Source organism: Flavobacterium sp. ZB4R12, from assembly GCF_048276375.1.
In the GTDB taxonomy this organism is placed as follows: domain Bacteria; phylum Bacteroidota; class Bacteroidia; order Flavobacteriales; family Flavobacteriaceae; genus Flavobacterium; species Flavobacterium gawalongense.
In genome coordinates this window covers 49,715-73,783 of the sequence record NZ_JBLNKS010000006.1, presented here as the reverse complement: position 1 = coordinate 73,783, position 24,069 = coordinate 49,715, and the positions used below count along the sequence as shown (strand labels likewise).

36 protein-coding genes are annotated in these 24,069 nt (G+C 35.2%); 34 read left to right on the top strand and 2 right to left on the bottom strand.

What is annotated here, in order from left to right:
* Nucleotides 1-16: 16 nt before the first annotated feature.
* Nucleotides 17-1,084 carry a BamA/TamA family outer membrane protein gene (locus tag ACNO7W_RS05875; protein WP_417937374.1) on the bottom strand — a complete coding sequence of 356 codons (1,068 nt, stop codon included), beginning with the start codon at nt 1,082-1,084 and terminating at the stop codon, nt 17-19.
* A 925-nt stretch (nt 1,085-2,009) separates the two neighbouring features.
* Between ACNO7W_RS05875 and rpsL the strand changes: the two genes are divergently transcribed.
* The 33 genes from rpsL (at nt 2,010) to carA (ending at nt 20,822) form a co-directional block, all read left to right on the top strand.
* Complete coding sequence (rpsL, locus tag ACNO7W_RS05870) at nt 2,010-2,393, top strand: 30S ribosomal protein S12 (protein ID WP_007136570.1); 384 nt, start codon at nt 2,010-2,012, stop codon at nt 2,391-2,393.
* 73 nt (nt 2,394-2,466) lie between these two features.
* Nucleotides 2,467-2,943 carry a 30S ribosomal protein S7 gene (rpsG, locus tag ACNO7W_RS05865; protein WP_035668130.1) on the top strand — a complete coding sequence of 159 codons (477 nt, stop codon included), beginning with the start codon at nt 2,467-2,469 and terminating at the stop codon, nt 2,941-2,943.
* A gap of 10 nt (nt 2,944-2,953) precedes the next feature.
* Nucleotides 2,954-5,110: an elongation factor G gene (gene fusA / locus ACNO7W_RS05860; protein WP_417937373.1), complete on the top strand. Its 2,157-nt coding sequence runs from the start codon at nt 2,954-2,956 to the stop codon at nt 5,108-5,110.
* Between the two features lie 11 nt (nt 5,111-5,121).
* The gene (rpsJ, locus tag ACNO7W_RS05855; protein WP_011963470.1) at nt 5,122-5,427 is read left to right on the top strand and encodes a 30S ribosomal protein S10; all 306 of its coding nucleotides are present in this window, start codon (nt 5,122-5,124) and stop codon (nt 5,425-5,427) included.
* Nucleotides 5,428-5,582: 155 nt separating this feature from the next.
* Nucleotides 5,583-6,200, top strand: coding sequence for a 50S ribosomal protein L3 (rplC, locus tag ACNO7W_RS05850; protein WP_039110224.1), 618 nt, complete (start codon nt 5,583-5,585; stop codon nt 6,198-6,200).
* The gene (rplD, locus tag ACNO7W_RS05845) at nt 6,200-6,829 is read left to right on the top strand and encodes a 50S ribosomal protein L4 (RefSeq protein WP_073018943.1); all 630 of its coding nucleotides are present in this window, start codon (nt 6,200-6,202) and stop codon (nt 6,827-6,829) included. Before rplC ends, rplD begins: the two co-directional genes overlap by 1 nt.
* Before the next feature lie 6 nt (nt 6,830-6,835).
* Nucleotides 6,836-7,126, top strand: a complete 291-nt coding sequence (gene rplW / locus ACNO7W_RS05840) for a 50S ribosomal protein L23 (RefSeq protein WP_104000023.1) — start codon at nt 6,836-6,838, stop codon at nt 7,124-7,126.
* Between the two features lie 6 nt (nt 7,127-7,132).
* Nucleotides 7,133-7,957 (top strand): 50S ribosomal protein L2, encoded by an 825-nt coding sequence (gene rplB, locus ACNO7W_RS05835; protein WP_059114053.1) that lies wholly within the window; start codon nt 7,133-7,135, stop codon nt 7,955-7,957.
* Nucleotides 7,958-7,964: 7 nt separating this feature from the next.
* Nucleotides 7,965-8,243, top strand: coding sequence for a 30S ribosomal protein S19 (gene rpsS / locus ACNO7W_RS05830; RefSeq protein ID WP_007136562.1), 279 nt, complete (start codon nt 7,965-7,967; stop codon nt 8,241-8,243).
* Nucleotides 8,244-8,249: 6 nt separating this feature from the next.
* Complete coding sequence (gene rplV, locus ACNO7W_RS05825) at nt 8,250-8,663, top strand: 50S ribosomal protein L22 (protein WP_035668120.1); 414 nt, start codon at nt 8,250-8,252, stop codon at nt 8,661-8,663.
* Nucleotides 8,664-8,668: 5 nt separating this feature from the next.
* Nucleotides 8,669-9,430 (top strand): 30S ribosomal protein S3, encoded by a 762-nt coding sequence (gene rpsC / locus ACNO7W_RS05820; protein WP_039110223.1) that lies wholly within the window; start codon nt 8,669-8,671, stop codon nt 9,428-9,430.
* Between the two features lie 19 nt (nt 9,431-9,449).
* The gene (rplP, locus tag ACNO7W_RS05815; protein ID WP_007803637.1) at nt 9,450-9,875 is read left to right on the top strand and encodes a 50S ribosomal protein L16; all 426 of its coding nucleotides are present in this window, start codon (nt 9,450-9,452) and stop codon (nt 9,873-9,875) included.
* Nucleotides 9,876-9,888: 13 nt separating this feature from the next.
* Entirely contained in the window at nt 9,889-10,080 is a 192-nt protein-coding gene (rpmC, locus tag ACNO7W_RS05810; RefSeq protein ID WP_035668115.1) for a 50S ribosomal protein L29, read from the top strand.
* Between the two features lie 17 nt (nt 10,081-10,097).
* Nucleotides 10,098-10,358 carry a 30S ribosomal protein S17 gene (gene rpsQ, locus ACNO7W_RS05805; RefSeq protein WP_039110222.1) on the top strand — a complete coding sequence of 87 codons (261 nt, stop codon included), beginning with the start codon at nt 10,098-10,100 and terminating at the stop codon, nt 10,356-10,358.
* Between the two features lie 2 nt (nt 10,359-10,360).
* Nucleotides 10,361-10,729: a 50S ribosomal protein L14 gene (gene rplN / locus ACNO7W_RS05800; protein WP_026717863.1), complete on the top strand. Its 369-nt coding sequence runs from the start codon at nt 10,361-10,363 to the stop codon at nt 10,727-10,729.
* Nucleotides 10,730-10,741: 12 nt separating this feature from the next.
* Entirely contained in the window at nt 10,742-11,056 is a 315-nt protein-coding gene (rplX, locus tag ACNO7W_RS05795) for a 50S ribosomal protein L24 (protein WP_035668111.1), read from the top strand.
* A gap of 2 nt (nt 11,057-11,058) precedes the next feature.
* On the top strand, nt 11,059-11,610 hold the full coding sequence (rplE, locus tag ACNO7W_RS05790) for a 50S ribosomal protein L5 (RefSeq protein WP_091173704.1): 552 nt from the start codon (nt 11,059-11,061) through the stop codon (nt 11,608-11,610).
* 3 nt (nt 11,611-11,613) lie between these two features.
* A complete protein-coding gene (gene rpsN, locus ACNO7W_RS05785; RefSeq protein WP_007136553.1) occupies nt 11,614-11,883 on the top strand; it encodes a 30S ribosomal protein S14 in 270 nt (89 codons plus the stop codon).
* A gap of 123 nt (nt 11,884-12,006) precedes the next feature.
* Nucleotides 12,007-12,405, top strand: coding sequence for a 30S ribosomal protein S8 (gene rpsH, locus ACNO7W_RS05780; RefSeq protein ID WP_417937372.1), 399 nt, complete (start codon nt 12,007-12,009; stop codon nt 12,403-12,405).
* Between the two features lie 18 nt (nt 12,406-12,423).
* Entirely contained in the window at nt 12,424-12,966 is a 543-nt protein-coding gene (rplF, locus tag ACNO7W_RS05775) for a 50S ribosomal protein L6 (RefSeq protein ID WP_099713441.1), read from the top strand.
* 11 nt (nt 12,967-12,977) lie between these two features.
* Nucleotides 12,978-13,328: a 50S ribosomal protein L18 gene (gene rplR / locus ACNO7W_RS05770; RefSeq protein ID WP_113636694.1), complete on the top strand. Its 351-nt coding sequence runs from the start codon at nt 12,978-12,980 to the stop codon at nt 13,326-13,328.
* A 6-nt stretch (nt 13,329-13,334) separates the two neighbouring features.
* A complete protein-coding gene (gene rpsE, locus ACNO7W_RS05765) occupies nt 13,335-13,862 on the top strand; it encodes a 30S ribosomal protein S5 (protein WP_035668102.1) in 528 nt (175 codons plus the stop codon).
* A gap of 12 nt (nt 13,863-13,874) precedes the next feature.
* Nucleotides 13,875-14,057 carry a 50S ribosomal protein L30 gene (gene rpmD / locus ACNO7W_RS05760; RefSeq protein WP_035668100.1) on the top strand — a complete coding sequence of 61 codons (183 nt, stop codon included), beginning with the start codon at nt 13,875-13,877 and terminating at the stop codon, nt 14,055-14,057.
* Between the two features lie 11 nt (nt 14,058-14,068).
* Nucleotides 14,069-14,521 (top strand): 50S ribosomal protein L15, encoded by a 453-nt coding sequence (gene rplO / locus ACNO7W_RS05755; protein ID WP_143387619.1) that lies wholly within the window; start codon nt 14,069-14,071, stop codon nt 14,519-14,521.
* A gap of 13 nt (nt 14,522-14,534) precedes the next feature.
* Entirely contained in the window at nt 14,535-15,881 is a 1,347-nt protein-coding gene (gene secY, locus ACNO7W_RS05750; protein ID WP_417937371.1) for a preprotein translocase subunit SecY, read from the top strand.
* 3 nt (nt 15,882-15,884) lie between these two features.
* Complete coding sequence (infA, locus tag ACNO7W_RS05745) at nt 15,885-16,100, top strand: translation initiation factor IF-1 (protein ID WP_007136545.1); 216 nt, start codon at nt 15,885-15,887, stop codon at nt 16,098-16,100.
* A 12-nt stretch (nt 16,101-16,112) separates the two neighbouring features.
* On the top strand, nt 16,113-16,229 hold the full coding sequence (gene ykgO / locus ACNO7W_RS05740) for a type B 50S ribosomal protein L36 (RefSeq protein WP_008992256.1): 117 nt from the start codon (nt 16,113-16,115) through the stop codon (nt 16,227-16,229).
* A 2-nt stretch (nt 16,230-16,231) separates the two neighbouring features.
* Entirely contained in the window at nt 16,232-16,606 is a 375-nt protein-coding gene (gene rpsM, locus ACNO7W_RS05735) for a 30S ribosomal protein S13 (RefSeq protein ID WP_143387617.1), read from the top strand.
* Between the two features lie 8 nt (nt 16,607-16,614).
* Nucleotides 16,615-16,998 carry a 30S ribosomal protein S11 gene (gene rpsK, locus ACNO7W_RS05730; RefSeq protein WP_024981527.1) on the top strand — a complete coding sequence of 128 codons (384 nt, stop codon included), beginning with the start codon at nt 16,615-16,617 and terminating at the stop codon, nt 16,996-16,998.
* 92 nt (nt 16,999-17,090) lie between these two features.
* Complete coding sequence (gene rpsD / locus ACNO7W_RS05725) at nt 17,091-17,696, top strand: 30S ribosomal protein S4 (RefSeq protein ID WP_143387616.1); 606 nt, start codon at nt 17,091-17,093, stop codon at nt 17,694-17,696.
* A gap of 21 nt (nt 17,697-17,717) precedes the next feature.
* On the top strand, nt 17,718-18,710 hold the full coding sequence (locus ACNO7W_RS05720; protein WP_039110214.1) for a DNA-directed RNA polymerase subunit alpha: 993 nt from the start codon (nt 17,718-17,720) through the stop codon (nt 18,708-18,710).
* 36 nt (nt 18,711-18,746) lie between these two features.
* Nucleotides 18,747-19,259 (top strand): 50S ribosomal protein L17, encoded by a 513-nt coding sequence (gene rplQ, locus ACNO7W_RS05715; RefSeq protein ID WP_143387615.1) that lies wholly within the window; start codon nt 18,747-18,749, stop codon nt 19,257-19,259.
* A gap of 462 nt (nt 19,260-19,721) precedes the next feature.
* On the top strand, nt 19,722-20,822 hold the full coding sequence (gene carA / locus ACNO7W_RS05710) for a glutamine-hydrolyzing carbamoyl-phosphate synthase small subunit (protein ID WP_417937370.1): 1,101 nt from the start codon (nt 19,722-19,724) through the stop codon (nt 20,820-20,822).
* A gap of 100 nt (nt 20,823-20,922) precedes the next feature.
* Here the strand turns inward: carA and ACNO7W_RS05705 are convergent, their stop codons facing one another.
* Nucleotides 20,923-22,260, bottom strand: coding sequence for an erythromycin esterase family protein (locus ACNO7W_RS05705; RefSeq protein ID WP_417937369.1), 1,338 nt, complete (start codon nt 22,258-22,260; stop codon nt 20,923-20,925).
* Between the two features lie 400 nt (nt 22,261-22,660).
* Here ACNO7W_RS05705 and eno point away from each other — a divergent pair, with 400 nt between their 5' ends.
* A complete protein-coding gene (eno, locus tag ACNO7W_RS05700; RefSeq protein ID WP_417937368.1) occupies nt 22,661-23,953 on the top strand; it encodes a phosphopyruvate hydratase in 1,293 nt (430 codons plus the stop codon).
* Nucleotides 23,954-24,069: the final 116 nt, after the last annotated feature.

Below are 24,069 nucleotides of genomic sequence, written 5' to 3'. Positions count from 1 at the left end.
TTTTTTATGCACGCATTCAAAATTTAACATTATAACATATGTGAATGATAGTGTTATAAAAATTTAGTTTTTGGTTTTTCGTGCTTCCTTTTGTTAAGGCTAGTTTTAGTGTTCCGTTTTTTGTTTGCAGCCCCAGTCCTAGTCCCACGCCTATTAAGTTTGTTTTTTGATTGTTTTCTTCTTGAATTGTTTTTTCTTTGTATAAGCCATAATCTAAGATGGAGTGAAGGTATAAATTTGGAGAAAGTGCATAGCGATATTCTGTTAAAATTGAAGTAAAAAAATGCGCTTGCAGACTGTTTTCTTCAAATCCTCTTATCGAATTTATCCCTCCAAAACGAAATAGTTCATTTATAATATAAGTGTCGCTTTGCAAATAATAATTTTGACTTCTGATATTGATGCTGTTTTTTTTATTCAAATAAAAATTATGCATCATTTCCAGATTGACGTAAAATTGTTGGTTCGCGGTTGTTGCTTCGGACGCATTGTTGGAATCTCTTTTTCCAAGTCCAATGGTAAGGGAGATTGTTGTTTTTTTTGGAAATTTAGAATTGTTGTTGTCGTTTTTCGTGTATTCGAAAGCTGAAGTCAAAAACGAATTTTTATAATCACTCAGTTGTTCGCTGTTGGTATTCTGAATGTCGCTGGATTCGGTTGACAGGTAGCCCAGATAAATTCGGGTGTTGTAATTGATGAAATAACCTAAGTCGATTCCGGTTTTTGTGTTTTGATAGGTGCTGTCTTGTTTGAAAATGGTAAGGTTGGCTTTGAGTGCGACTGGGCTTTTGAATAAATACGGTAATTCTATGCTGGTTCTAAACGTTTTTTGTTTGTTTCCGTCGCTTTTCCAATACAATGAAAATTGTTCTCCGACTCGTAAAGTGTTTTCGAGGTTTATATCTAAATAACCATTAAATACTATTTTTTTGTTCTCATTGTTAGAAAAGCCTATAAAGCCGTCAAAAGTATTTGATTTTCTTTTTTCTAGGTAGACATATATTTTTGTAGTGTCTGTTGTGAGTAAAATTTCTGGATATTTTACCTGACTTACGAATCTGAATTTTTCGAATTCATTATGCACTTGTTCAACAATGTTCTGGTTGAAAGTTTTGTTGTAGTATTTTCGATTGATTTGGGCTATATGTCCTTTCGGAAAGTTTGTTTTGTTTTCCTTTTCGGCATATTTAATTAAGTAATTTTATTAAAATAATGTCGTATATGTTTTTAGAGGCAAACTACATAGTCATTGAGGGTTTGACCCTATAAAATACGACAATATATCGTTCCTGTTACTTACTATTGCGTTTATTTCTCTTTTTTTGTCAGCTGTGAATTCTAAATCTGCGTAAAGAGCTTTGTTTTTGTTTTGGATATTTGTCAGTTTTAATTTGGCTAATGCAAATCCTTTTTGTTCTAACTTTTGTAAAGCCTTGTTTAAGAATGCTTCTGTTTCTTCATATCGAATAGCGATGGTGTCTTTTGTTTTGTTAGGAGCAATCGTGTTTTTTAATTCGATATTTCTACCTATATATATGTATCGATTTGATTCTGTTTCCGAGCGTTAATTTTGCGATATAGCTGGAATCGTTTATTTTGATATTGTCAGTTACATTGTTTTCAATAAATCCTATTTTAGATAGTTTATCGGACATTCGAATAGTTTCGTCATGGATGGATTTTGTGTTTTTGTGATTGGAATTATACTGCAACGAATCAATAGTTTTCGTTTCTAATTCAGTGTTTCCGATTATTTGCAATTGAAAATTTTGAGCAGAACAACACCATCCAAAATTCAAAAATAAAATTAAAAGGAGCAAAGGTTTCAAATGAGTGAGTGTTTTAATAAATGTAATGCAAATATCTGTGGTTTGTAATAAAAATCAAACGGCAAAATAATCTTATTGAAAATTAATAGTTTAACGTTTGTAGAGTGAAAAATATTTTCTACATTTGCAACCCCGTAAAAAGCGGGAATTTAATATAATAAGAAATTTTTAGTATTAATTATGCCAACAATTCAACAATTAGTAAGAACAGGAAGAACTCAGATAACTAAGAAGAGTAAATCGGTTGCTTTAGATTCTTGTCCTCAAAGAAGGGGGGTTTGTACGCGTGTTTACACTACAACACCAAAAAAACCAAACTCTGCAATGCGTAAAGTAGCGCGTGTACGTTTGACAAATGGTAATGAAGTAAATGCTTACATCCCTGGTGAAGGACACAATTTACAAGAGCACTCGATAGTATTAGTTAGGGGTGGAAGGGTAAAAGATTTACCAGGAGTTAGATATCACATCGTTCGTGGTGCGCTTGATACGTCAGGAGTAGCAGGAAGAACGCAAAGAAGATCTAAGTATGGTGCTAAACGCCCAAAAGAAGCAAAAAAGTAATTTAAAAAGTTGTTCTCATAGGAATGTGGTTAATCGCAATTGTATGGGTATGACATTTTATTAAAAAAAAGACATGAGAAAAAGAGCGGCAAAGAAAAGACCACTTTTACCAGATCCAAGGTTTAATGACCAACTGGTAACACGTTTTGTGAACAACTTAATGTGGGATGGAAAAAAATCGACAGCGTTTAAAGTATTTTATGATGCAATTGACATCATTGAGTCTAAAAAACAAGATGCAGAGAAACCATCATTAGAAATCTGGAAAGATGCGTTAACCAATGTTATGCCTCACGTAGAAGTACGTAGTCGTAGAGTAGGTGGAGCTACATTCCAAATTCCAATGCAAATTCGTCCAGACAGAAAAATTTCTATGGCGATGAAGTGGTTGATACTTTATTCTAGAAGAAGAAATGAAAAATCTATGGCTCAAAGGTTAGCTTCTGAATGTTTAGCTGCGGCTAAAGAAGAAGGTGCTGCTGTTAAAAAGAGAATGGATACTCACAAAATGGCAGAAGCTAATAAAGCGTTCTCTCACTTTAGATTTTAATTCGTAAGAAATGGCTAGAGATTTAAAATATACAAGAAATATAGGAATTGCTGCTCACATTGATGCTGGTAAAACAACAACAACGGAGCGTATATTATTCTATACTGGAAAGTCACATAAGATAGGTGAAGTGCACGATGGTGCTGCAACTATGGACTGGATGGCACAAGAGCAAGAAAGAGGTATTACAATTACGTCTGCAGCTACAACTTGTGAATGGAATTTTCCAACTGAACAAGGTAAAGTTTTGTCAGAGACATTGCCTTATCACTTTAATATTATTGATACCCCGGGACACGTTGATTTTACTGTTGAAGTAAATCGTTCTTTACGTGTACTTGATGGGTTGGTTTTCTTGTTTAGTGCTGTTGATGGTGTCGAGCCACAATCAGAAACTAACTGGAGACTTGCTGATCAATACAGAGTGCCACGTATTGGATTTGTAAACAAAATGGACCGTCAAGGTTCTAACTTTTTGATGGTTTGTCAGCAAGTTAGAGACATGTTGAAATCTAATGCAGTTGCTATTACTTTGCCAATTGGTGAAGAAAACGACTTCAAAGGTGTGGTTGATTTAGTGAAAAATCAAGCTATCGTATGGCATGAAGAAGGACTTGGTGCGACATATGATATCGTGCCTATTCCTGAGGATATGGTTGCGGAAGTGAAAGAATACAGATCGATTCTTATTGAGGCAGTTGCTGATTATGATGAGAATTTGTTGGAAAAATTCATGGAAGATGAAGACTCTATTACAGAGGAAGAAATCAACATTGCTTTAAGAGCTGCTACTATGGATATGGCTATCATTCCGATGATTGCTGGTTCTTCTTTCAAAAACAAAGGAGTTCAATTCATGTTAGATGCAGTATGTAAATATTTGCCATCTCCAATGGATAAAGAAGGTATCGAAGGGATTCATCCTGATGATGCTGATTTATTAGAAGAAGATCAAACTAAAATTTTGCGTAAGCCAGATGTTAAAGAGCCATTCGCTGCTTTAGCATTTAAAATTGCTACTGACCCATTCGTAGGTCGTTTGGCTTTCTTCCGTGCTTATTCAGGACGTTTAGATGCGGGTTCTTATGTTTTGAACACACGTTCAGGAAATAAAGAAAGAATCTCACGTATCTATCAAATGCATGCTAACAAACAAAATCCAATCGAGTATATCGAAGCAGGTGATATTGGAGCAGCAGTTGGATTTAAGGATATTAAAACTGGAGATACATTGTGTGATGAAAAACACCCAATTATCTTAGAAAGTATGAAATTCCCTGCGCCGGTAATTGGTATTGCAATTGAGCCTAAAACTAAAGCTGACGTTGATAAAATGGGTATGGCTTTGGCTAAATTGGCTGAAGAAGATCCTACATTTACTGTTAGAACAGATGAGGCTTCAGGGCAAACTATTATATCAGGTATGGGTGAGCTTCACTTAGATATCCTTGTTGATAGAATGAAACGTGAATTCAAAGTTGAAGTGAACCAAGGTGAGCCTCAAGTGGAATACAAAGAAGCATTTACTAAATCTGCTCAACACAGAGAAACGTACAAGAAACAATCGGGTGGTCGTGGTAAATTCGGTGATATCGTATTTAGAATCGAGCCAGCAGATGTTGTGGACGGTAAAACTCCAGTTGGATTGCAGTTTATTAATGCGGTAAAAGGTGGTAACGTTCCTAAAGAATATATCCCTTCAGTTGAAAAAGGTTTCAGAGAAGCTATGAAAACAGGTCCTTTGGCAGGATACCAAGTAGATAGTTTGAAAGTGACTTTATTAGACGGATCTTTTCACCCTGTAGATTCAGATGCGCTTTCTTTTGAGTTAGCTGCAAGAATGGGTTACAGAGAGTCAGGTCGTGCTGCAGGTGCTGTTATTCTTGAGCCTATCATGAAAATGGAAGTGATTACACCAGAAGAAAACATGGGAGATATCGTAGGTGATATCAACCGTCGTAGAGGTCAGGTGAATGACATGGGTGACAGAGCTGGTGCTAAAACCATTAAAGCTGATGTACCATTATCAGAAATGTTTGGTTATGTAACAACATTAAGAACTTTGTCTTCAGGTCGTGCAACATCAACAATGGAATTTTCACATTACGCTGAAACTCCTTCGAATATTTCGGAAGCAGTTATCAAAAAAGCAAAAGGAAACGCTTAATCTTTAAGAAAATGAGTCAAAAAATCAGAATAAAACTAAAATCTTACGATCACATGTTGGTAGACAAGTCTGCTGAAAAGATTGTAAAAACTGTAAAAAGTACAGGTGCAGTAGTAACAGGGCCAATTCCATTGCCAACTCACAAAAAACTTTTCACTGTATTGCGTTCTCCACACGTTAACAAAAAAGCGAGAGAACAATTTGAAGTAATGTCATACAAGAGATTAATTGACATTTATTCATCTTCATCTAAAACTATTGATGCTTTAATGAAACTTGAATTGCCAAGTGGAGTTGAAGTTGAAATCAAAGTTTAAGTAGTTTAAGAGTAAAAAGGAACGCTGTTTTTAACCGAAAAATATTTTTTTGGATTGTGTGTAAATAAGTTATACTTTTGCGCCACTTTAAAAAAATAGGATTGGGTTAAAAGCTGCGTTCTATATTTATATTTAATAATTAATAATTAATAATTATGTCTGGGTTAATTGGTAAAAAAATCGGCATGACTAGCATTTTCGACGAGAACGGGAAGAATATTCCTTGTACAGTAATCGAAGCTGGACCATGTGTTGTTACCCAAGTCAGAACCAAAGGTGTTGACGGGTACGAAGCGTTGCAACTTGGTTTCGATGACAAAAACGAGAAACATTCCACAAAAGCGGCTTTAGGTCACTTTAAAAAAGCGGGAACTGTAGCTAAGAAAAAAGTCGTTGAATTCCGAGATTTCGCAACTGAACAAAATTTAGGAGATCTTATAGATGTTTCTATTTTTCAAGAAGGAGAATTTGTAGATGTACAAGGTGTATCTAAAGGTAAAGGTTTTCAAGGGGTTGTAAAACGTCACGGTTTTGGTGGTGTTGGTCAAGCAACTCACGGTCAACACAACCGTTTAAGAGCGCCAGGTTCTGTAGGAGCTTCTTCTTATCCATCTAGAGTATTCAAAGGAATGCGTATGGCTGGAAGAATGGGAGGAGACAATGTAAAAGTTCAAAACCTTAGAGTTTTAAAAGTAGTTGCTGAAAAGAACCTACTTGTTATAAAAGGATGTGTTCCTGGATGTAACAACTCTTATGTAATCATTCAGAAGTAATGGAAGCAAAAGTATTAGATTTCAACGGAAAAGATACTGGAAGAAAAGTTCAACTTTCTGATTCAGTATTTGGTATAGAACCAAACAATCACGCAGTATACCTTGATGTAAAGCAATATCTTGCTAATCAAAGACAAGGAACGCACAAAGCTAAAGAAAGAGCTGAAGTTGCGGGAAGTACACGTAAGATTAAAAAACAAAAAGGGACTGGTACTGCTCGTGCGGGTAGTGCAAAGAATCCATTGTTTAAAGGTGGTGGAACAGTTTTCGGACCAAGACCAAGAAGTTATTCATTCAAATTGAATAAAAGCTTGAAACGTTTGGCAAGAAAATCTGCTTTCTCAATTAAAGCAAAAGAGGCGAACATTATCGTATTGGAAGACTTTAATTTTGAAACGCCAAACACTAAAAATTTCATCAACGTTTTGAAAGCTTTAGAGTTAGAAAATAAAAAATCCCTGTTTGTCTTGGGTGATACAAATAAAAATGTATATTTGTCGTCACGCAATTTAAAAGGCTCTAGTGTGGTAAGTAGCTTAGAATTAAGCACTTACGCAATATTAAACGCTAATAATTTAGTGCTTTTGGAGAGTTCTTTGGAGATAATTGAAGAAAATTTAAGTAAATAATAGGATATGAGCATCATAATTAAGCCTATAGTAACGGAAAAAGTAACCAAAGAAAGTGAAGTTTTAAACCGCTTCGGATTTGTTGTTGACAAAAAAGCAAACAAAGTACAAATTAAGAAAGCTGTTGAAGCTGCTTATGGAGTAACTGTTTTGAGTGTTAACACAATGAACGTAAGACCGGATAGAACTACTAAATACACTAAAAGTGGTTTAATCAGTGGAAAGACTAATGCAATTAAAAAAGCAATTGTTCAAGTACAAGAAGGAGAAACAATTGATTTTTACAACAATATCTAAGATAAAATGTCAGTAAGAAAATTAAAACCTATTACCCCAGGTCAGCGATTTAGAGTTGTGAATGGTTATGACGCCATTACAACTGATAAGCCGGAACGCTCTTTGATAGCGCCGATAAAAAACTCTGGTGGTAGAAATAGTCAAGGAAAGATGACCATGCGTTATACGGGTGGTGGTCACAAGCAGAGATACCGTATCATTGATTTTAAACGTACAAAAGAAGGAATTCCTGCGACGGTAAAATCAATTGAATATGATCCAAATCGTACTGCATTCATCGCTTTATTAGCGTATGCTGATGGAGAGAAAACATATGTTATTGCTCAAAACGGATTGAAAGTTGGTCAGAAATTAGTTTCTGGTCCTGAATCTCAGCCTGAAATTGGTAATACATTGCCTTTAAGCAGAATTCCATTAGGAACTGTTATTTCTTGTATTGAATTGAGACCAGGTCAAGGAGCGGTAATCGCTCGTTCTGCTGGAACATTTGCTCAATTAATGGCAAGAGATGGAAAATATGCTACAATTAAAATGCCTTCTGGTGAAACAAGATTAATCTTGTTGACTTGTTCGGCTACAATTGGAGCGGTTTCTAATTCAGACCACCAATTAGTTGTATCTGGAAAAGCAGGTAGAACAAGATGGTTAGGAAGAAGACCTAGAACAAGACCTGTTGCAATGAACCCTGTCGATCACCCAATGGGTGGTGGTGAAGGACGTTCTTCTGGTGGACATCCACGTTCAAGAAATGGAATACCAGCTAAAGGTTATAGAACTCGTTCTAAGAAAAACCCGAGTAACAAGTATATCGTAGAACGTAGAAAGAAATAATTAAGATATGGCACGTTCATTAAAAAAAGGACCTTTCGTTCATTATAAGTTAGACAAGAAAGTTCAGGAAAACATTGCAGGTGGAAATAAAGGAGTGGTTAAGACATGGTCTAGAGCTTCTATGATTACTCCGGACTTTGTTGGACAAACTATCGCAGTTCATAACGGTCGTCAATTTGTACCAGTTTACGTAACAGAAAACATGGTAGGTCACAAATTAGGAGAATTTTCACCAACTAGATCTTTTAGAGGTCATGCTGGAGCAAAAAATAAAGGTAAAAAATAAGAAGCAATGGGAGTTCGTAAAAGAGAAACAGCAGATGCAAGAAAAGAGGCTAACAAGTCATTGGCTTTTGCAAAGTTAAATAACTGCCCTACTTCACCTAGAAAAATGCGCTTAGTAGCAGATCTAGTAAGAGGTCAGAAGGTAGAAAGAGCACTTAACATCTTAAGATTCAGTTCTAAAGAAGCTTCAAGAAAATTAGAAAAATTGGTTTTATCAGTAATTGCCAACTGGCAAGCTAAAAACCCTGAAGCTAATATGGAAGAAGCTGGTTTATTTGTTAAGGAAATCCGAGTTGATGGTGGAATGATGTTGAAAAGACTTCGTCCAGCTCCACAAGGAAGAGCACACAGAATTAGAAAACGTTCTAACCACGTAACAATCGTGCTTGGAGCTATCAATAACACACAAAGCAATTCTTAAGCAGCATGGGACAAAAGACAAATCCAATTGGAAATAGACTTGGTATCATCAGAGGATGGGACTCAAACTGGTATGGTGGAAATGATTACGGTGATAAACTTGCCGAAGATCACAAAATCAGAAAGTATATCCATGCTCGTTTATCAAAAGCTAGTGTATCGAAAGTAATCATCGAGAGAACTTTGAAACTTGTAACCGTTACTATCACTACTGCCAGACCTGGTATCATTATCGGAAAAGGTGGTCAAGAGGTAGACAAGTTAAAAGAAGAACTTAAGAAAATTACTGACAAAGAGGTTCAAATTAACATCTTTGAAATCAAAAGACCTGAGCTTGACGCTTATCTAGTTGCGACTAGCATCTGTCGTCAAATCGAAAGCAGAATTTCTTACAGACGTGCTATTAAAATGGCAATCGCAGCCTCTATGCGTATGAACGCTGAAGGAATTAAAGTTCTGATTTCTGGTCGTTTGAATGGTGCTGAAATGGCACGTTCAGAAGGTTTCAAAGAAGGTAGAATTCCTCTATCAACTTTCAGAGCTGACATTGATTATGCTTTGGCTGAAGCTCATACTACTTATGGTAGAATGGGAATCAAAGTATGGATCATGAAAGGTGAAGTTTATGGAAAGAGAGATCTTTCCCCGCTTGCAGGAATGGATAAAAAACAATCCGGAACTGGTGGTGGTAAAGGTGGCGATTCTCCTAGAGGAGATAGAAAGCCTTTTAATAAAGGTGGAAAACCAGACGCTCGTAAAAGAAAGTAAATTTTTAAACTAAAGAAAAATGTTACAGCCTAAAAGAACAAAATACCGTAAGGTACAAAAGGGTAAAATGAAAGGAAATTCTCAAAGAGGACATGAACTTTCTAATGGAATGTTTGGTATTAAATCTGTACATGAAGATGGAATGTTCTTAACTTCTCGTCAAATTGAAGCTGCACGTATTGCTGCAACTCGTTTTATGAAGAGAGAAGGACAATTATGGATCAAAATATTTCCAGACAAACCAATTACTAAGAAACCTCTTGAGGTACGTATGGGTAAAGGTAAAGGTGCAGTTGAGTATTGGGCTGCCGTTGTTAAACCCGGAAGAATTATGTTTGAAGTTGGAGGAGTACCTTTGTCAGTTGCAAAAGAGGCGTTACGTCTTGCAGCTCAAAAGCTTCCGGTAAAAACTAAATTCGTTGTTGCTAGAGATTTCGAAGCATAATTAATTAGATATTATGAAACAATCAGAAATAAAAGATCTTTCTGCAGCGGAGTTGCAAGAAAAACTTAGCCAGACTAAGAAGGCATATGCCGACCTAAAAATGGCTCACGCTATTTCTCCAATTGAGAACCCACTTCAAATTAGAAGTGTAAGAAGAACAGTTGCAAGATTAGCTACAGAACTTACTAAAAGAGAGTTACAATAACTGTATTCTGCTGAAAGATGGAAGAAAAAAGAAATTTAAGAAAAGAAAGAGTTGGTGTTGTTACTTCGGACAAAATGGATAAATCTATTGTTGTTGCTGAAGTGCGTAAAGTTAAACACCCGTTATACGGTAAGTTCGTGTTGAAAACTAAAAAGTATCACGCACACGACGAAAAGAACGACTGCAACATTGGAGATACTGTAAGGATTAGCGAAACGCGTCCTATGAGTAAAACAAAATGTTGGAGGTTAGTTGAAATCCTAGAAAGAGCTAAATAATTATGGTACAACAAGAATCAAGACTAAAAGTAGCAGATAACACTGGAGCAAAGGAAGTTTTAACTATCCGTGTTTTAGGAGGTACCAAAAGAAGGTATGCCTCTGTTGGTGACAAGATTGTAGTTTCTATCAAAGATACTGCTCCTAACGGAAGCGTTAAAAAAGGGGCTGTTTCAACTGCAGTTGTTGTACGTACCAAAAAAGAAGTAAGAAGAGCCGATGGTTCATACATTAGATTTGATGACAACGCATGTGTGTTATTGAATGCTGCTGGTGAAATGAGAGGAACTCGTGTTTTTGGTCCGGTAGCAAGAGAACTTCGTGAAAAACAATTCATGAAAATTGTATCATTAGCACCAGAAGTGCTTTAATTCGTTTTTAAGATGATAAAGCTAAAAATAAAATCAGGTGACATCGTAAGAGTAATTGCTGGAGACCATAAAGGTGCTGAAGGTAAAGTTTTACGTGTGTACCGTGAGAAAAACAAAGCGATTGTTGAAGGTGTAAACATGGTTTCAAAACATACGAAACCTAGTGCAAAAAGCCCTCAAGGTGGTATCGTAAAGAAAGAAGCTTCTATACAAATATCTAATATTTCTTTAATTGATCCTAAAACTAAGGAAACAACTAGAGTTGGTATTAGAGTAGAAGGAGATAAGAAAGTAAGATTTTCAAAAAAATCTAATCAAGTACTATAGTAATGGCGTATATACCTAGACTAAAAGAAGAATATAAGAGCAGAGTAATTGCTGCTCTTAAAGAGGAATTCGGATACGTAAACGTAATGCAAGTTCCAAAATTGGAAAAAATCGTTTTAAGTAAAGGAGTTGGTGCAGCTGTATCTGATAAAAAACTAATCGACTATGCAGTTGATGAGTTGACAAAGATCACTGGACAGAAAGCAGTATCTACTATTTCAAAGAAAGACGTTGCGTCATTCAAATTGAGAAAAGGGATGCCGATTGGAGCAAAAGTTACTTTGCGTGGAGAAAGAATGTATGAGTTTTTAGATAGACTTATTACTTCAGCTTTGCCACGTGTAAGAGATTTCAGTGGTATTAAAGCTACTGGATTTGACGGAAGAGGAAATTACAACCTTGGAGTTTTGGAACAAATCATTTTCCCGGAAATTGATATTGATAAAGTAAACAAAATTTCAGGAATGGATATCTCTTTTGTAACTAGTGCAAAAACAGATAAAGAAGCAAAGTCTCTATTGACAGAATTAGGATTACCTTTTAAAAAGAATTAAGACATGGCTAAAGAATCAATGAAAGCCCGCGAGGTTAAGAGAGAAAAAACAGTAGCTAAGTATGCTGAGAAAAGAAAAGCTTTGTTAGAAGCTGGAGATTTCGTAGGTTTGCAAAAGTTACCAAAAAATGCTTCGCCAGTTCGTTTGCACAATCGTTGTAAATTAACAGGTAGACCAAGAGGGTATATGCGTCAATTCGGTCTTTCACGTGTTACATTTCGTGAAATGGCAAATAACGGATTGATACCCGGTGTTAAAAAAGCATCTTGGTAAGACGTAATTTATTGCGTCCTGATACAGACTTAACGTAAGTTTTGTCTGTATCATAAACATTTATAAATTGGTTTCAGGTTCGGCAAATAGTTTGTTGAAAACCAAAACCGCAAATTAATACACATGTATACAGATCCCATTGCTGATTATTTGACAAGAGTTCGTAACGCTGTGGCTGCAAACCACAAAGTTGTCGAAATTCCTGCATCTAATCTAAAAAAAGAAATAACTAAGATCTTATTTGATCAAGGTTATATCTTGAGTTACAAATTTGAAGACAACGCTGTTCAGGGTTCAATCAAAATCGCTTTGAAGTATGATAAAGATACTAAAGAGTCAGTAATTAAAGATATCCAAAGAATTAGTAAACCAGGTTTACGTAAGTATTCAAGTTCTTCATCTATTCCAAGAATCCTTAACGGATTAGGAATTGCTATTGTTTCTACATCAAAAGGTTTGATGACAGGAAAGAAAGCCAGACAGTTAAATGTTGGTGGTGAAGTAATTTGTTACGTTTACTAATCATTAAAATAGTAGAAGATGTCAAGAATAGGTAAAAATCCGGTTGTAATCCCTGCTGGTGTAACTGTTGAAGTTGCAAATGGTATTATTACAGTAAAAGGAAAAAATGGTCAACTTACACAGGAGTTTTCGGACGTTACTGTAACAGTTGAAGACGGTCAGGTTCAAGTGGACAGATCGTCTGATCACAAAGACCAAAGAGCAAAACATGGTTTATACAGATCTTTAATCAATAACATGATTATTGGTGTAAATGAAGGTTTTACAAAATCTTTAGAATTGGTAGGAGTTGGTTATAGAGCTTCAAATCAAGGACAAAAATTAGATTTAGCACTTGGTTACTCTCACAATATAGTTTTAGAAATTGCTCCAGAAGTAACTTTGGAAACGATATCTGAAAAAGGTAAAAACCCTATCGTGAAATTAACATCATTTGACAAACAACTTTTAGGACAGGTAGCTGCGAAAATCAGAGGTTTCCGTAAGCCAGAGCCGTATAAAGGAAAAGGTGTTAAATTTGTAGGTGAAGTATTAAGAAGAAAAGCAGGTAAATCAGCTTAAAAAATAAGATTATGTCATTAACAAAACCTGAAAGAAGACAACGAATTAGATTCAGAATTAGAAAAACAATTAGTGGTACTGCTACTAATCCAAGACTATCTGTATTTAGAAGTAACAAAGAAATTTACGCTCAACTTATTGATGACGTAAACGGAGTTACTATATTGGCGGCTTCTTCAAGAGAAAAAGAAATAGGTAACGGTACGAACATTGAAGTGGCTACAGCAGTTGGAAAACTAGTTGCTGAAAAAGCTTTAAAAGCTGGGATAGACGTGGTAACTTTCGATAGAGGAGGTTATTTATATCACGGTCGTATTAAATCATTAGCGGAAGGCGCAAGAGCGGCTGGACTTAAATTCTAATATAGTATGTCTAATAGTAAATACAAGAATGTAGAGTTAGTAAAACCAAGTGGTCTTGAATTAAAAGATCGTTTGGTAAGTGTGAATCGTGTTACTAAGGTTACAAAGGGTGGTAGAGCTTTTGGTTTTTCTGCTATTGTAGTTGTAGGTGATGAAAATGGAGTGGTTGGACATGGATTAGGAAAATCTAAAGACGTTTCTGAAGCAATTGCGAAAGCAGTAGAAGATGCTAAGAAAAATTTAGTAAAAATTCCTTTGAATGGTCAATCGGTTCCTCACGAACAAAAAGGTAAATTTGGTGGTGCACGTGTTTTCTTAATTCCTGCGTCTCATGGTACAGGAGTTATTGCTGGTGGAGCTGTTCGTTCAGTTCTTGAATCAGTAGGAATTCATGATGTATTATCTAAATCACAAGGATCATCAAATCCTCACAACGTAGTTAAGGCAACTTTTGATGCTTTATTGCAAATGAGAAGTGCTTATACTGTTGCGAAACAAAGAGGCGTTTCTTTAGAAAAAGTTTTTAAAGGTTAATTCAAGGAAATTATGGCTAAATTATTAGTAAAACAAGTTAGAAGCAAAATCAACTGTCCTCTTACTCAAAAGAGAGGATTAGAAGCTTTAGGTCTACGTAAAATGGGACAAGTTGTAGAGCATGATTCAAACCCTACAATCCTTGGGATGATAAATAAAGTTAAACACTTAGTTTCTGTTGAAGAAACTAAATAACAAATACTGTTATGAATTTAAGTAACTTACAACCTGCTGAAGGTTCTACACACAATCAAAATAAAAGATTAGGTAGAGGAGAAGGTTCTGGAAAAGGTGGTACTTCTGCAAGAGGTCACAAAGGAGCAAAATCTCGTTCTGGTTATTCTAAAAAGATTGGTTTTGAAGGTGGTCAAATGCCACTTCAAAGACGTGTGCCTAAGTTTGGTTTTACAAACATCAATCGTAAAGAATACGAAGGTGTAAACCTTGATACGCTTCAATTGTTGGTAGACAATGGTGTGGTAACTGATGCTGTTGATATGACAGTATACGTTGCTAACCGTTTGGCTACTAAAAACGAAATCGTTAAGATTTTAGGAAGAGGAGAGTTGACAGCAAAATTAAAGGTAACCGCTCACAAATTTACTGCTACTGCAAAAGCTGCTATTGAAGCTGCTGGTGGAGAAGCTGTAACAATATAATTTTTCTATTAAGATGAAGAAATTTATTGAATCATTAAGTAATGTTTGGAAAATTGAGGAACTGAAAAATAGAATTCTAATCACTTTAGGGTTGCTTTTAGTATATCGTTTTGGAGCTCAAGTAACTCTTCCTGGTATTGATGCAACACAATTAGCGAATTTAGCCGGCCAGACTAAGGATGGAATCGGTTCTATTCTTGACATGTTTACCGGAGGTGCATTTTCTCAAGCTTCAGTTTTTGCTTTGGGTATTATGCCTTACATTTCTGCATCAATCGTTGTTCAGTTAATGGGAATTGCAATACCTTATTTGCAGAAACTTCAAAGTGATGGAGAAAGTGGTAGAAAAAAGATTAATCAAATTACTCGTTGGTTAACAATAGGTATTACTTTAGTTCAAGGACCAACTTATATCTATAATCTTTATAGAACATTACCTAGTAATGCGTTTTTATTGGGATTTAATTCTTTTGAATTCTTATTTTCTTCAGTAATTATTTTGGTTACAGGTACAATTTTTGCCATGTGGTTAGGAGAAAAAATCACTGACAAAGGAATCGGAAACGGTATTTCATTGTTGATTATGGTAGGTATTTTAGCTCGATTTCCACAAGCTTTTATTCAAGAATTTACTACCCGTGTGACTAATAATAATGGTGGGCCGATGTTATTGGTTATCGAAGTTATTATCTGGTTACTGGTTATTATAGCTTGTGTATTATTAGTAATGGCAGTCCGCAAAATACCTGTTCAGTATGCTCGTCGTACATCTTCAGGTGATTATGAACAAGATGTTATGGGTGGTAATAGACAATGGATTCCATTAAAGCTTAACGCTTCAGGGGTTATGCCTATTATATTTGCTCAGGCAATTATGTTTATACCTGCTGCTGTGGCAGGGTTGTCAAAATCAGATGCATCACAATCAATTGTTGGCGCTTTTAGTAATATGTTCGGTTTTTGGTATAATTTAGTTTTCGCAACTTTAATAATTGTGTTTACTTTCTTTTATACCGCCATTACCGTTCCTACAAACAAAATGTCTGATGATTTAAAAAGAAGCGGTGGTTTTATTCCTGGTGTTAGACCTGGAGTTGAAACTTCTGATTATCTTGACAAAGTGATGTCTTTGATAACTTTCCCAGGATCTTTATTTCTTGCTTTAATCGCTGTGTTCCCAGCAATTGTTGTAAGCGTTATGGATGTTCAACAATCTTGGGCAATGTTTTTTGGAGGTACCTCATTAATTATTATGGTTGGAGTTGCCATAGACACGATGCAGCAAATCAATTCATATTTGTTAAACAGACATTATGATGGTTTAATGAAGACTGGTAAAAATAGAAAAGCAGTAGCTTAACTTATGGCAAAACAATCAGCAATAGAACAAGACGGTTCGATCATTGAAGCATTATCAAATGCAATGTTCCGTGTAGAGTTAGAAAATGGACATATTGTAATCGCACATATATCTGGAAAAATGCGTATGCATTACATCAAATTATTACCTGGTGATAAAGTGAAACTAGAAATGAGCCCTTACGATTTGTCAAAAGCAAGAATTACTTATAGATATTAAAGGATATTCAAAATGAAAGTTAGAGCTTCAGTAAAAAAGAGAAGTCCCGAGTGCAAAATTGTGCGAAGAAAAGGGAGATTGTACGTAATAAACAAAAAGAATCCTAGATTTAAACAAAGACAAGGATAGTTATGGCAAGAATAGCAGGGGTAGATATCCCAAAAAATAAGAGAGGTGTTATAGCACTTACCTATATCTTCGGATTAGGAAGAAGTAGAGCTATTGAGATTTTAGAAAAAGCTCAAGTTAGCCAAGATAAAAAAGTTCAAGACTGGAATGATGATGAGATCGGAGCAATTCGTGAAGCAGTATCAACTTTCAAAATTGAAGGAGAATTGCGTTCTGAAGTTTCTTTAAACATCAAACGTTTAATGGATATTGGATGTTATAGAGGTATCCGTCATAGATCTGGTCTTCCATTAAGAGGACAAAGAACTAAAAACAACTCTAGAACAAGAAAAGGTAAGAGAAAAACTGTTGCCAACAAGAAAAAAGCAACTAAATAATAAGTAATATGGCTAAAGCAACTGCAAAAAAACGTAAAGTTATCGTTGAATCAACGGGAGAAGCTCATATTTCTGCTACTTTTAACAATATCATCATTTCTTTGACAAACAAAAAAGGTGAAGTTATTTCTTGGTCTTCAGCTGGTAAAATGGGTTTTAGAGGTTCTAAAAAGAACACTCCATACGCAGCCCAAATGGCAGCAGAAGATTGTAGTAAAGTAGCTCTTGAAGCTGGACTTAAAAAAGTAAAGGTTTATGTAAAAGGACCAGGAAACGGACGTGAGTCTGCGATCCGTTCTTTGCATAATGGTGGAATTGAAGTGACTGAGATTATCGATGTTACTCCAATGCCTCACAATGGATGTCGTCCTCCTAAAAGACGTAGAGTTTAATACTCAAAATATTATATAGTATAACATAGGTAGAATATAGATTATCGGAGGATATGACCTGAATTCATAATCTCTACCTTAAATTTTTTAAAATGGCAAGATATACTGGTCCAAAAACCAAAATCGCTCGTAAATTTGGCGAAGCAATTTTCGGAGACGATAAAGCTTTCGAAAAAAGAAATTACCCACCTGGACAACACGGGATGGCTAAAAAAAGAGGAAAAAAATCTGAATATGCTGTCCAGTTAATGGAAAAGCAAAAAGCTAAATATTCTTACGGAATATTAGAAAAACAATTCAGAAACTTATTCGAAAAAGCATCAGCTACTAAAGGAGTTACTGGTGAAGTATTATTACAATTGTGTGAAGCAAGATTAGACAACGTTGTTTTTAGAATGGGTATTGCTCCTTCTAGAAGAGGTGCGCGTCAAATCGTTTCTCACAGACATGTAACCGTAAACGGTGAAGTGGTTAATATTCCTTCTTACCACCTTAAACCTGGTGATAAAGTTGCTGTTCGTGAAAAATCTAAATCTTTAGAAGCTATCGAACGTTCTTTATCTAATTCAAGTCATGTTTATGAATGGATTACTTGGAATAATGATATCAAAGAAGGTACTTTCGTTTCTGTACCAGCTAGACTTCAAATTCCAGAAAACATTAAAGAACAATTAATCGTAGAGTTGTACAACAAATAATAATTGACTTAGTCGAAATTTATGGCAATATTTAATTTTCAGAAGCCCGATAAAGTTATCATGATCGATTCAACCGATTTTGAAGGTAAATTTGAATTTAGACCTTTAGAACCAGGATACGGATTGACCGTTGGTAATGCACTTAGAAGAGTTTTGCTTTCAGCATTAGAAGGTTATGCAATTACATCTGTTCGCATTGAAGGTGTAGATCATGAGTTTTCTACTATTTCAGGAGTTGTTGAAGACGTTACCGAAATTATTCTTAATCTTAAACAAGTACGTTTCAAACGTCAAATTGAAGATATAGATAATGAATCAGTTACTATTTCTGTTTCAGGTAAAGATCAATTAACAGCTGGTGATTTTCAAAAATTTATTTCAGGTTTCCAAGTTTTGAATCCAGAACTGGTTATCTGTAATTTAGACAGTAAGATCAAACTTAATTTCGATTTAACGATCGAAAAAGGTAGAGGATATGTTCCTGCTGAAGAGAACAAAAAACAGAATGCTGCAATTGGAACTATTTTTACAGATTCAATTTTTACTCCGGTAAAAAATGTAAAATATGCGATTGAAAACTTCCGTGTAGAGCAAAAAACAGATTATGAAAAATTAGTTTTTGAAATAAAAACTGATGGTTCTATCAATCCAAAAGATGCCCTTACTGAAGCTGCAAAAGTTTTAATTCACCATTTCATGTTATTCTCTGACGAAAGAATTACACTCGAGGCTGACGAAATTGCACAAACAGAATCGTATGATGAAGAGTCATTACATATGAGACAATTGCTTAAAACTAAGCTTGTTGATATGGATCTTTCTGTAAGAGCATTAAATTGTTTGAAAGCGGCTGAAGTTGATACACTTGGTGACTTAGTATCGTTCAATAAAAATGACCTAATGAAATTCCGAAATTTTGGTAAAAAATCTTTAACTGAACTTGATGAGCTTGTTGCAGTTAAAAATTTAAACTTCGGTATGGATTTAGCAAAATACAAACTAGATAAAGAATAATCTAATCCGCCTTGGCGGATTACATTTCATAAAGCAATGAGACACGGAAAAAAATTCAATCACTTAAGCAGACAGACTGCACATAGAAAATCTATGTTAGCTAATATGGCTTGTTCTCTTATTGAGCACAAACGTATTAACACTACTGTTGCTAAAGCAAAAGCGCTTAAACAATTCGTTGAGCCTTTAATAACAAAATCTAAAGCTGATACAACGCACAATCGTCGTATCGTTTTTGGATACTTACGTAGCAAATATGCGGTAACTGACTTGTTCAGAGACGTAGCTGCTAAAGTAGGAGACCGTCCAGGTGGATACACGCGTATCATTAAAGTTGGAAATCGTTTAGGAGATAATGCTGATATGGCAATGATCGAATTAGTAGATTTCAATGAACTTTACAATGGTGGTAAAAAAGAAGTTAAAAAAGCAAAAAGCCGTCGTGGTGGTAAAGCTAAGAAAGATGAAGCTACTGAAGCTCCAGCTGCTGACTCGAGCGCTAGCGAACAGGCGAAGCAAACTGAAACAACTACAGAGACTGCTGAATAGTTATGAAAATAATCATTCAATAAAATCAAGGATAAGCTAGTACTAGTTTATCCTTTTTTTTTGATTTTTTTTAATTTGAGGAGCACAACATTATACATTTAAAGGAACTTTCCACCTGCTTTTCGCTATATCTTTTCATGCCATTCTTCCTTCGTCAGAAGGACAAGAAAAGGATACCGCTTCAAACGAAGTTCATTGAACTCCTATGAAAAATAGAGGCTAAGTGAAGTAATCAGGGCTACTTAGAACGATTGTTTTTCTAAGAAGTTTTCAAAAAATATAATCGAGAGTTTAAAACTTATATTTCTTTTTAATTGTGTGTGCTTTCTGTTTAAAAATATAAATTTCAAAAAGATTGCATCCATTGCATTAAAGAATTAAATTTGCACAATATTTAACTACACATGAAACGAGTTTATTCGAGTTACATGAGACTATTAAAAAAATAATAGAAATCAACGAATGAAATATACAACACGACAAAAAGCAATTCTTCTATTAAGTGACGGAACCATATTCCATGGTAAATCTATTGGAATCAGTGGAACCACTTTTGGGGAAGTTTGTTTTAACACAGGAATGACAGGGTATCAGGAAATATTCACGGATCCATCTTATTTTGGACAGTTAATGGTAGCCACCAATGCTCATATTGGAAATTATGGGGTAAATGAGAAAGAAATTGAATCGGATAGCATTAAAATTTCAGGTTTGGTTTGTAAAAACTTTAGCTTCAATTACTCTCGCGAAGATGCTTCAGGAAGTTTGGAAGACTATTTTATTAAACAAAATCTTATCTGCATTTCAGATATAGATACGCGTGCTTTGGTGAGCTATATACGTGACAACGGTGCTATGAATGCTGTAATTTGTACAGATGAAACACCAATTGAAGAACTAAAAATTGCATTGGCAAAAGTTCCGGATATGAAAGGACTAGAGTTAGCTTCTAAGGTTTCTACTACTGAACCTTACTTTTTTGGTGATGAGAATGCAACGTATAAGATTTCCGCTCTTGACTTAGGAATTAAAATGAATATTCTTCGTAACCTTGCCAAAAGAGATTGCTATATCAAAGTGTTTCCTTTTGATTCTTCTTACCAAGATTTAGCGGCATTTAATCCAGATGGGTATTTTTTATCTAATGGACCTGGTGATCCTGAGCCTCTTTCCGGTGCTATTCAAGTTGCGAAAGAAATTCTTGAAAACAACAATCCATTATTCGGAATCTGTCTTGGACACCAAGTAATTGGTTTGGCTAACGGAATTTCGACTTATAAAATGTTTAACGGTCACAGAGGAATAAACCATCCTGTAAAAAACATCATTACTGGAAAAGGAGAAATCACTTCTCAAAATCACGGTTTTGCCGTAAATAAAGAAGAGTTGGAAAATCATCCTGATTTAGAAATTACACATCTTCATCTTAATGATGGTACTGTTGCAGGAATGCGAATGAAAAACAAAAATTGTTTCTCAGTGCAATACCATCCTGAGGCAAGTCCGGGACCACATGATGCTTCCTATTTATTTGATCAGTTTATAGAAAATATAAAAGGTTAAGAATGCTGCTAGATATCATCTAATATGGCACGAAAATTTAAAATAGTAGGGTTTGACTTTTAAGTAAGTCAAACCCTATTTTTATAAAATAATGTAAAGCTTACATGCCAAAAGGATAAGTTTCAGGGATTTGGTTCCCATCCGGTTGGATGTGTATGGGATGCAAGGCGCTTGTTTCGTCAAGAAATATGAAAGCATCATATCTTTTTGGTAAGATTGTGGGAACATAATTTCCGAATCTTTCATGCTCTGGATTATAAACTACCCCAATTGCACGATGTCCTATATAGGTAGAAAGACATTTTTCGTCCTTTATTTTATTCATTAATACTAATTTATTTTTTCCGTTACCTGCAAGATGAAAAGCATGTTCCCAACTTCCCTCGACTGCTTCCGGAACTTTTATTTTTCGCATGGAATCGCCCCATTCTCTTCCGGCAACCACACTTCCTTTGTATGAACCAAATCCTACCGCAACTACTCCATCACTCAAATGTTGCTCTCTTACTAACTGCCCCACATTTACCATACCCTCGGACGCCATTTCTGTAGCACGTGCGTCGCCAATGTGCGTGTTGTGTTCCCAGACTATTATTTTCGCTTCCTTTCCGTGGAATTTCATAAGCCGTTCTATAGTGGAAACCATGTGCTCGTCCCGAATATTCCAGGAGGCTGAACCTCTTTTTATCATGGCGCGATAATATTTTTCAGCATTTCTGGCAATGAATGCATTTTGTTCGGTACTCAAAACATTTTCTGGATCATGATTGTAGTTGGGGATATTTTTTATTATTTCCGTAAGCATGTGCAGGATTTCTTTTTCACATAGTTCCGGTATGTATGAAGAGGCTCTGGCGTACGTTTGGCCTTCGTCTTTGCCGTAAGGCTCGAAGCATTTCATGGCTGTTTTTGCAACTGCCAGTGCTTTGGGATCATTTTTTTCTAAATATTGAATAATGGAATTCATTGATTCTCTGAAGCTGTATACATCCAACCCATAAAATCCGATTCGCTTATCAGCGGATAAATCTTCGTTATAAACCTTCAGCCAATCGATGAATGCTGCAGTTTCCCAATTAGCCCACATCCACGTTGGCCATCTTTTAAATTCATTCATGACACTAAAGATGTCTTTTCCGGAATTTAAATATCCTTTTGCATACCGATTCAAACGGTAGCAATCTGGCCAGTCGCCTTCGACTCCTACAAAAGAGAAGCCTTTTTCCTTTATCAGTCGTTGTGTAATTTTAGCTCTCCAAGTATAATATTCATGTGTTCCATGTGAGGCTTCGCCCAAAAGGACATATTTTGCGTCTCCGATATAATCGATTAATGGATCTAAATCTGCTGTATTTTCCAATGGAGAAGACGTTTTGTTCAATAATGCTACAATTTCACTAGAATTATTTAAATTGTTACGGTTTTTTAAAGGGTCCATCGCGTTTTTATTTTTTTTAATTTATAGCTTGAATAGTAAAAATTTCCAATTAAGAAAGATACGAAATAAAGGGTGTTTTTATGATTAAAAAAATGAATATAAAGTTACTCTATATTATTGATAATCAGATTGATTTTGACAGATTTGTTGATTTTAATTAATGGATTTTAGTATGAAATTAGCAGGACCAGGTTTTGGAAAAAGTGCTGCCAATTGGTTTGTTTTGGTGGTAAGGGAATCGTAAAAAATAGTAAATAATGTAAAAATAAATTATTAAAATAGCTTAAATGTTGTGTTTGATAAAAAAATATAACGTTTTCGTTAATAACATTCATTATTTTCATTAAATGATTACAAAAGATAGAATATATTTGTATTTTAAAATTTAAATTTTAGTATTATGAGTATAATTATCAAAATTCACGCAAGACAAATTTTCGATTCAAGAGGAAATCCTACAATTGAAGTAGATGTAATTACAGACAATGGTGTTTTAGGAAGAGCGGCTGTACCATCTGGAGCTTCAACTGGAGAACACGAAGCAGTTGAATTACGTGATGGAGGAAAAGCATTTCTTGGAAAAGGAGTTTTGAATGCTGTGAAAAATGTTAATACCATTATTTCTGAAGAACTTGTTGGAGTTTCAGTTTTCGAACAAAATCTTATTGATCAAATGATGATTGATTTAGATGGTACTCCAAATAAATCTAACTTAGGAGCAAATGCAATATTAGGCGTTTCTCTAGCGGTTGCAAAAGCTGCTGCGAATGAACTAGGTTTACCTTTATATAGATACGTAGGTGGTGTTTCTGCGAATACATTGCCAGTTCCAATGATGAATATCATCAATGGAGGTTCTCATTCTGATGCGCCTATCGCGTTTCAGGAATTTATGATTTTCCCTGTGAAAGCAACTTCTTTTTCACATGCAATGCAAATGGGAACGGAAATTTTTCATAGTTTGAAAAAAGTGTTACACGACAGAGGGCTTTCAACTGCAGTGGGTGATGAAGGTGGTTTTGCACCAAATCTTCCTGGAGGAACTGAAGATGCTTTGGATACGATCAAAAAAGCGGTTGAAACTGCAGGATATACTTTTGGAGATGAAATCATGATTGCTTTAGACTGTGCTTCTGCAGAGTTTTATGTAAATGGAAAATACGACTATACTAAATTTGAAGGCGAAACGGGTAAGATCAGATCTTCTGCAGAGCAAGTAGATTATTTAGCAGAATTAGTGGCTAAATATCCAATCATTTCTATCGAAGACGGAATGGATGAGAATGACTGGGACGGATGGAAATTGCTTACGGAAAAAATTGGCGATAAAGTACAGTTAGTTGGAGATGATTTATTCGTTACCAATGTGACGCGTTTGGCTACAGGTATTGAAAAAGGAATCGCTAATTCAATCCTTGTAAAAGTAAACCAAATTGGAACTTTGACGGAGACTATTGCAGCGGTTAACATGGCTAAGAATGCAGGGTATACTTCAGTGATGTCACACCGTTCAGGAGAGACAGAAGATAACACCATTGCAGATTTAGCAGTAGCTTTGAATTGTGGTCAAATTAAAACAGGTTCGGCTTCTCGTTCAGATCGTATGGCTAAATACAACCAATTATTAAGAATTGAGGAAGAACTAGGAAATACAGCTTATTTTCCAGGTAAAAACGCTTTCAAAATAAAATAATTTCATAATAATTTTTAAAAAAAAGCCATTCACGTAAAGTGAGTGGCTTTTTTTGTGAGTTTTAACAATTTCATTGTGTTATTCATTTTTTAATTAATTTGAAATTCCCTAGATTT

Coding starts and splice junctions, on each gene's coding strand:
- rpsL (WP_007136570.1), top strand. CDS start 2,010: ATGCCAACAATTCAACAATTAGTAAGAACAGGAAGAACTCAGATAACT.
- rpsG (WP_035668130.1), top strand. CDS start 2,467: ATGAGAAAAAGAGCGGCAAAGAAAAGACCACTTTTACCAGATCCAAGG.
- fusA (WP_417937373.1), top strand. CDS start 2,954: ATGGCTAGAGATTTAAAATATACAAGAAATATAGGAATTGCTGCTCAC.
- rpsJ (WP_011963470.1), top strand. CDS start 5,122: ATGAGTCAAAAAATCAGAATAAAACTAAAATCTTACGATCACATGTTG.
- rplC (WP_039110224.1), top strand. CDS start 5,583: ATGTCTGGGTTAATTGGTAAAAAAATCGGCATGACTAGCATTTTCGAC.
- rplD (WP_073018943.1), top strand. CDS start 6,200: ATGGAAGCAAAAGTATTAGATTTCAACGGAAAAGATACTGGAAGAAAA.
- rplW (WP_104000023.1), top strand. CDS start 6,836: ATGAGCATCATAATTAAGCCTATAGTAACGGAAAAAGTAACCAAAGAA.
- rplB (WP_059114053.1), top strand. CDS start 7,133: ATGTCAGTAAGAAAATTAAAACCTATTACCCCAGGTCAGCGATTTAGA.
- rpsS (WP_007136562.1), top strand. CDS start 7,965: ATGGCACGTTCATTAAAAAAAGGACCTTTCGTTCATTATAAGTTAGAC.
- rplV (WP_035668120.1), top strand. CDS start 8,250: ATGGGAGTTCGTAAAAGAGAAACAGCAGATGCAAGAAAAGAGGCTAAC.
- rpsC (WP_039110223.1), top strand. CDS start 8,669: ATGGGACAAAAGACAAATCCAATTGGAAATAGACTTGGTATCATCAGA.
- rplP (WP_007803637.1), top strand. CDS start 9,450: ATGTTACAGCCTAAAAGAACAAAATACCGTAAGGTACAAAAGGGTAAA.
- rpmC (WP_035668115.1), top strand. CDS start 9,889: ATGAAACAATCAGAAATAAAAGATCTTTCTGCAGCGGAGTTGCAAGAA.
- rpsQ (WP_039110222.1), top strand. CDS start 10,098: ATGGAAGAAAAAAGAAATTTAAGAAAAGAAAGAGTTGGTGTTGTTACT.
- rplN (WP_026717863.1), top strand. CDS start 10,361: ATGGTACAACAAGAATCAAGACTAAAAGTAGCAGATAACACTGGAGCA.
- rplX (WP_035668111.1), top strand. CDS start 10,742: ATGATAAAGCTAAAAATAAAATCAGGTGACATCGTAAGAGTAATTGCT.
- rplE (WP_091173704.1), top strand. CDS start 11,059: ATGGCGTATATACCTAGACTAAAAGAAGAATATAAGAGCAGAGTAATT.
- rpsN (WP_007136553.1), top strand. CDS start 11,614: ATGGCTAAAGAATCAATGAAAGCCCGCGAGGTTAAGAGAGAAAAAACA.
- rpsH (WP_417937372.1), top strand. CDS start 12,007: ATGTATACAGATCCCATTGCTGATTATTTGACAAGAGTTCGTAACGCT.
- rplF (WP_099713441.1), top strand. CDS start 12,424: ATGTCAAGAATAGGTAAAAATCCGGTTGTAATCCCTGCTGGTGTAACT.
- rplR (WP_113636694.1), top strand. CDS start 12,978: ATGTCATTAACAAAACCTGAAAGAAGACAACGAATTAGATTCAGAATT.
- rpsE (WP_035668102.1), top strand. CDS start 13,335: ATGTCTAATAGTAAATACAAGAATGTAGAGTTAGTAAAACCAAGTGGT.
- rpmD (WP_035668100.1), top strand. CDS start 13,875: ATGGCTAAATTATTAGTAAAACAAGTTAGAAGCAAAATCAACTGTCCT.
- rplO (WP_143387619.1), top strand. CDS start 14,069: ATGAATTTAAGTAACTTACAACCTGCTGAAGGTTCTACACACAATCAA.
- secY (WP_417937371.1), top strand. CDS start 14,535: ATGAAGAAATTTATTGAATCATTAAGTAATGTTTGGAAAATTGAGGAA.
- infA (WP_007136545.1), top strand. CDS start 15,885: ATGGCAAAACAATCAGCAATAGAACAAGACGGTTCGATCATTGAAGCA.
- ykgO (WP_008992256.1), top strand. CDS start 16,113: ATGAAAGTTAGAGCTTCAGTAAAAAAGAGAAGTCCCGAGTGCAAAATT.
- rpsM (WP_143387617.1), top strand. CDS start 16,232: ATGGCAAGAATAGCAGGGGTAGATATCCCAAAAAATAAGAGAGGTGTT.
- rpsK (WP_024981527.1), top strand. CDS start 16,615: ATGGCTAAAGCAACTGCAAAAAAACGTAAAGTTATCGTTGAATCAACG.
- rpsD (WP_143387616.1), top strand. CDS start 17,091: ATGGCAAGATATACTGGTCCAAAAACCAAAATCGCTCGTAAATTTGGC.
- ACNO7W_RS05720 (WP_039110214.1), top strand. CDS start 17,718: ATGGCAATATTTAATTTTCAGAAGCCCGATAAAGTTATCATGATCGAT.
- rplQ (WP_143387615.1), top strand. CDS start 18,747: ATGAGACACGGAAAAAAATTCAATCACTTAAGCAGACAGACTGCACAT.
- carA (WP_417937370.1), top strand. CDS start 19,722: ATGAAATATACAACACGACAAAAAGCAATTCTTCTATTAAGTGACGGA.
- ACNO7W_RS05705 (WP_417937369.1), bottom strand. CDS start 22,260: ATGGACCCTTTAAAAAACCGTAACAATTTAAATAATTCTAGTGAAATT.
- eno (WP_417937368.1), top strand. CDS start 22,661: ATGAGTATAATTATCAAAATTCACGCAAGACAAATTTTCGATTCAAGA.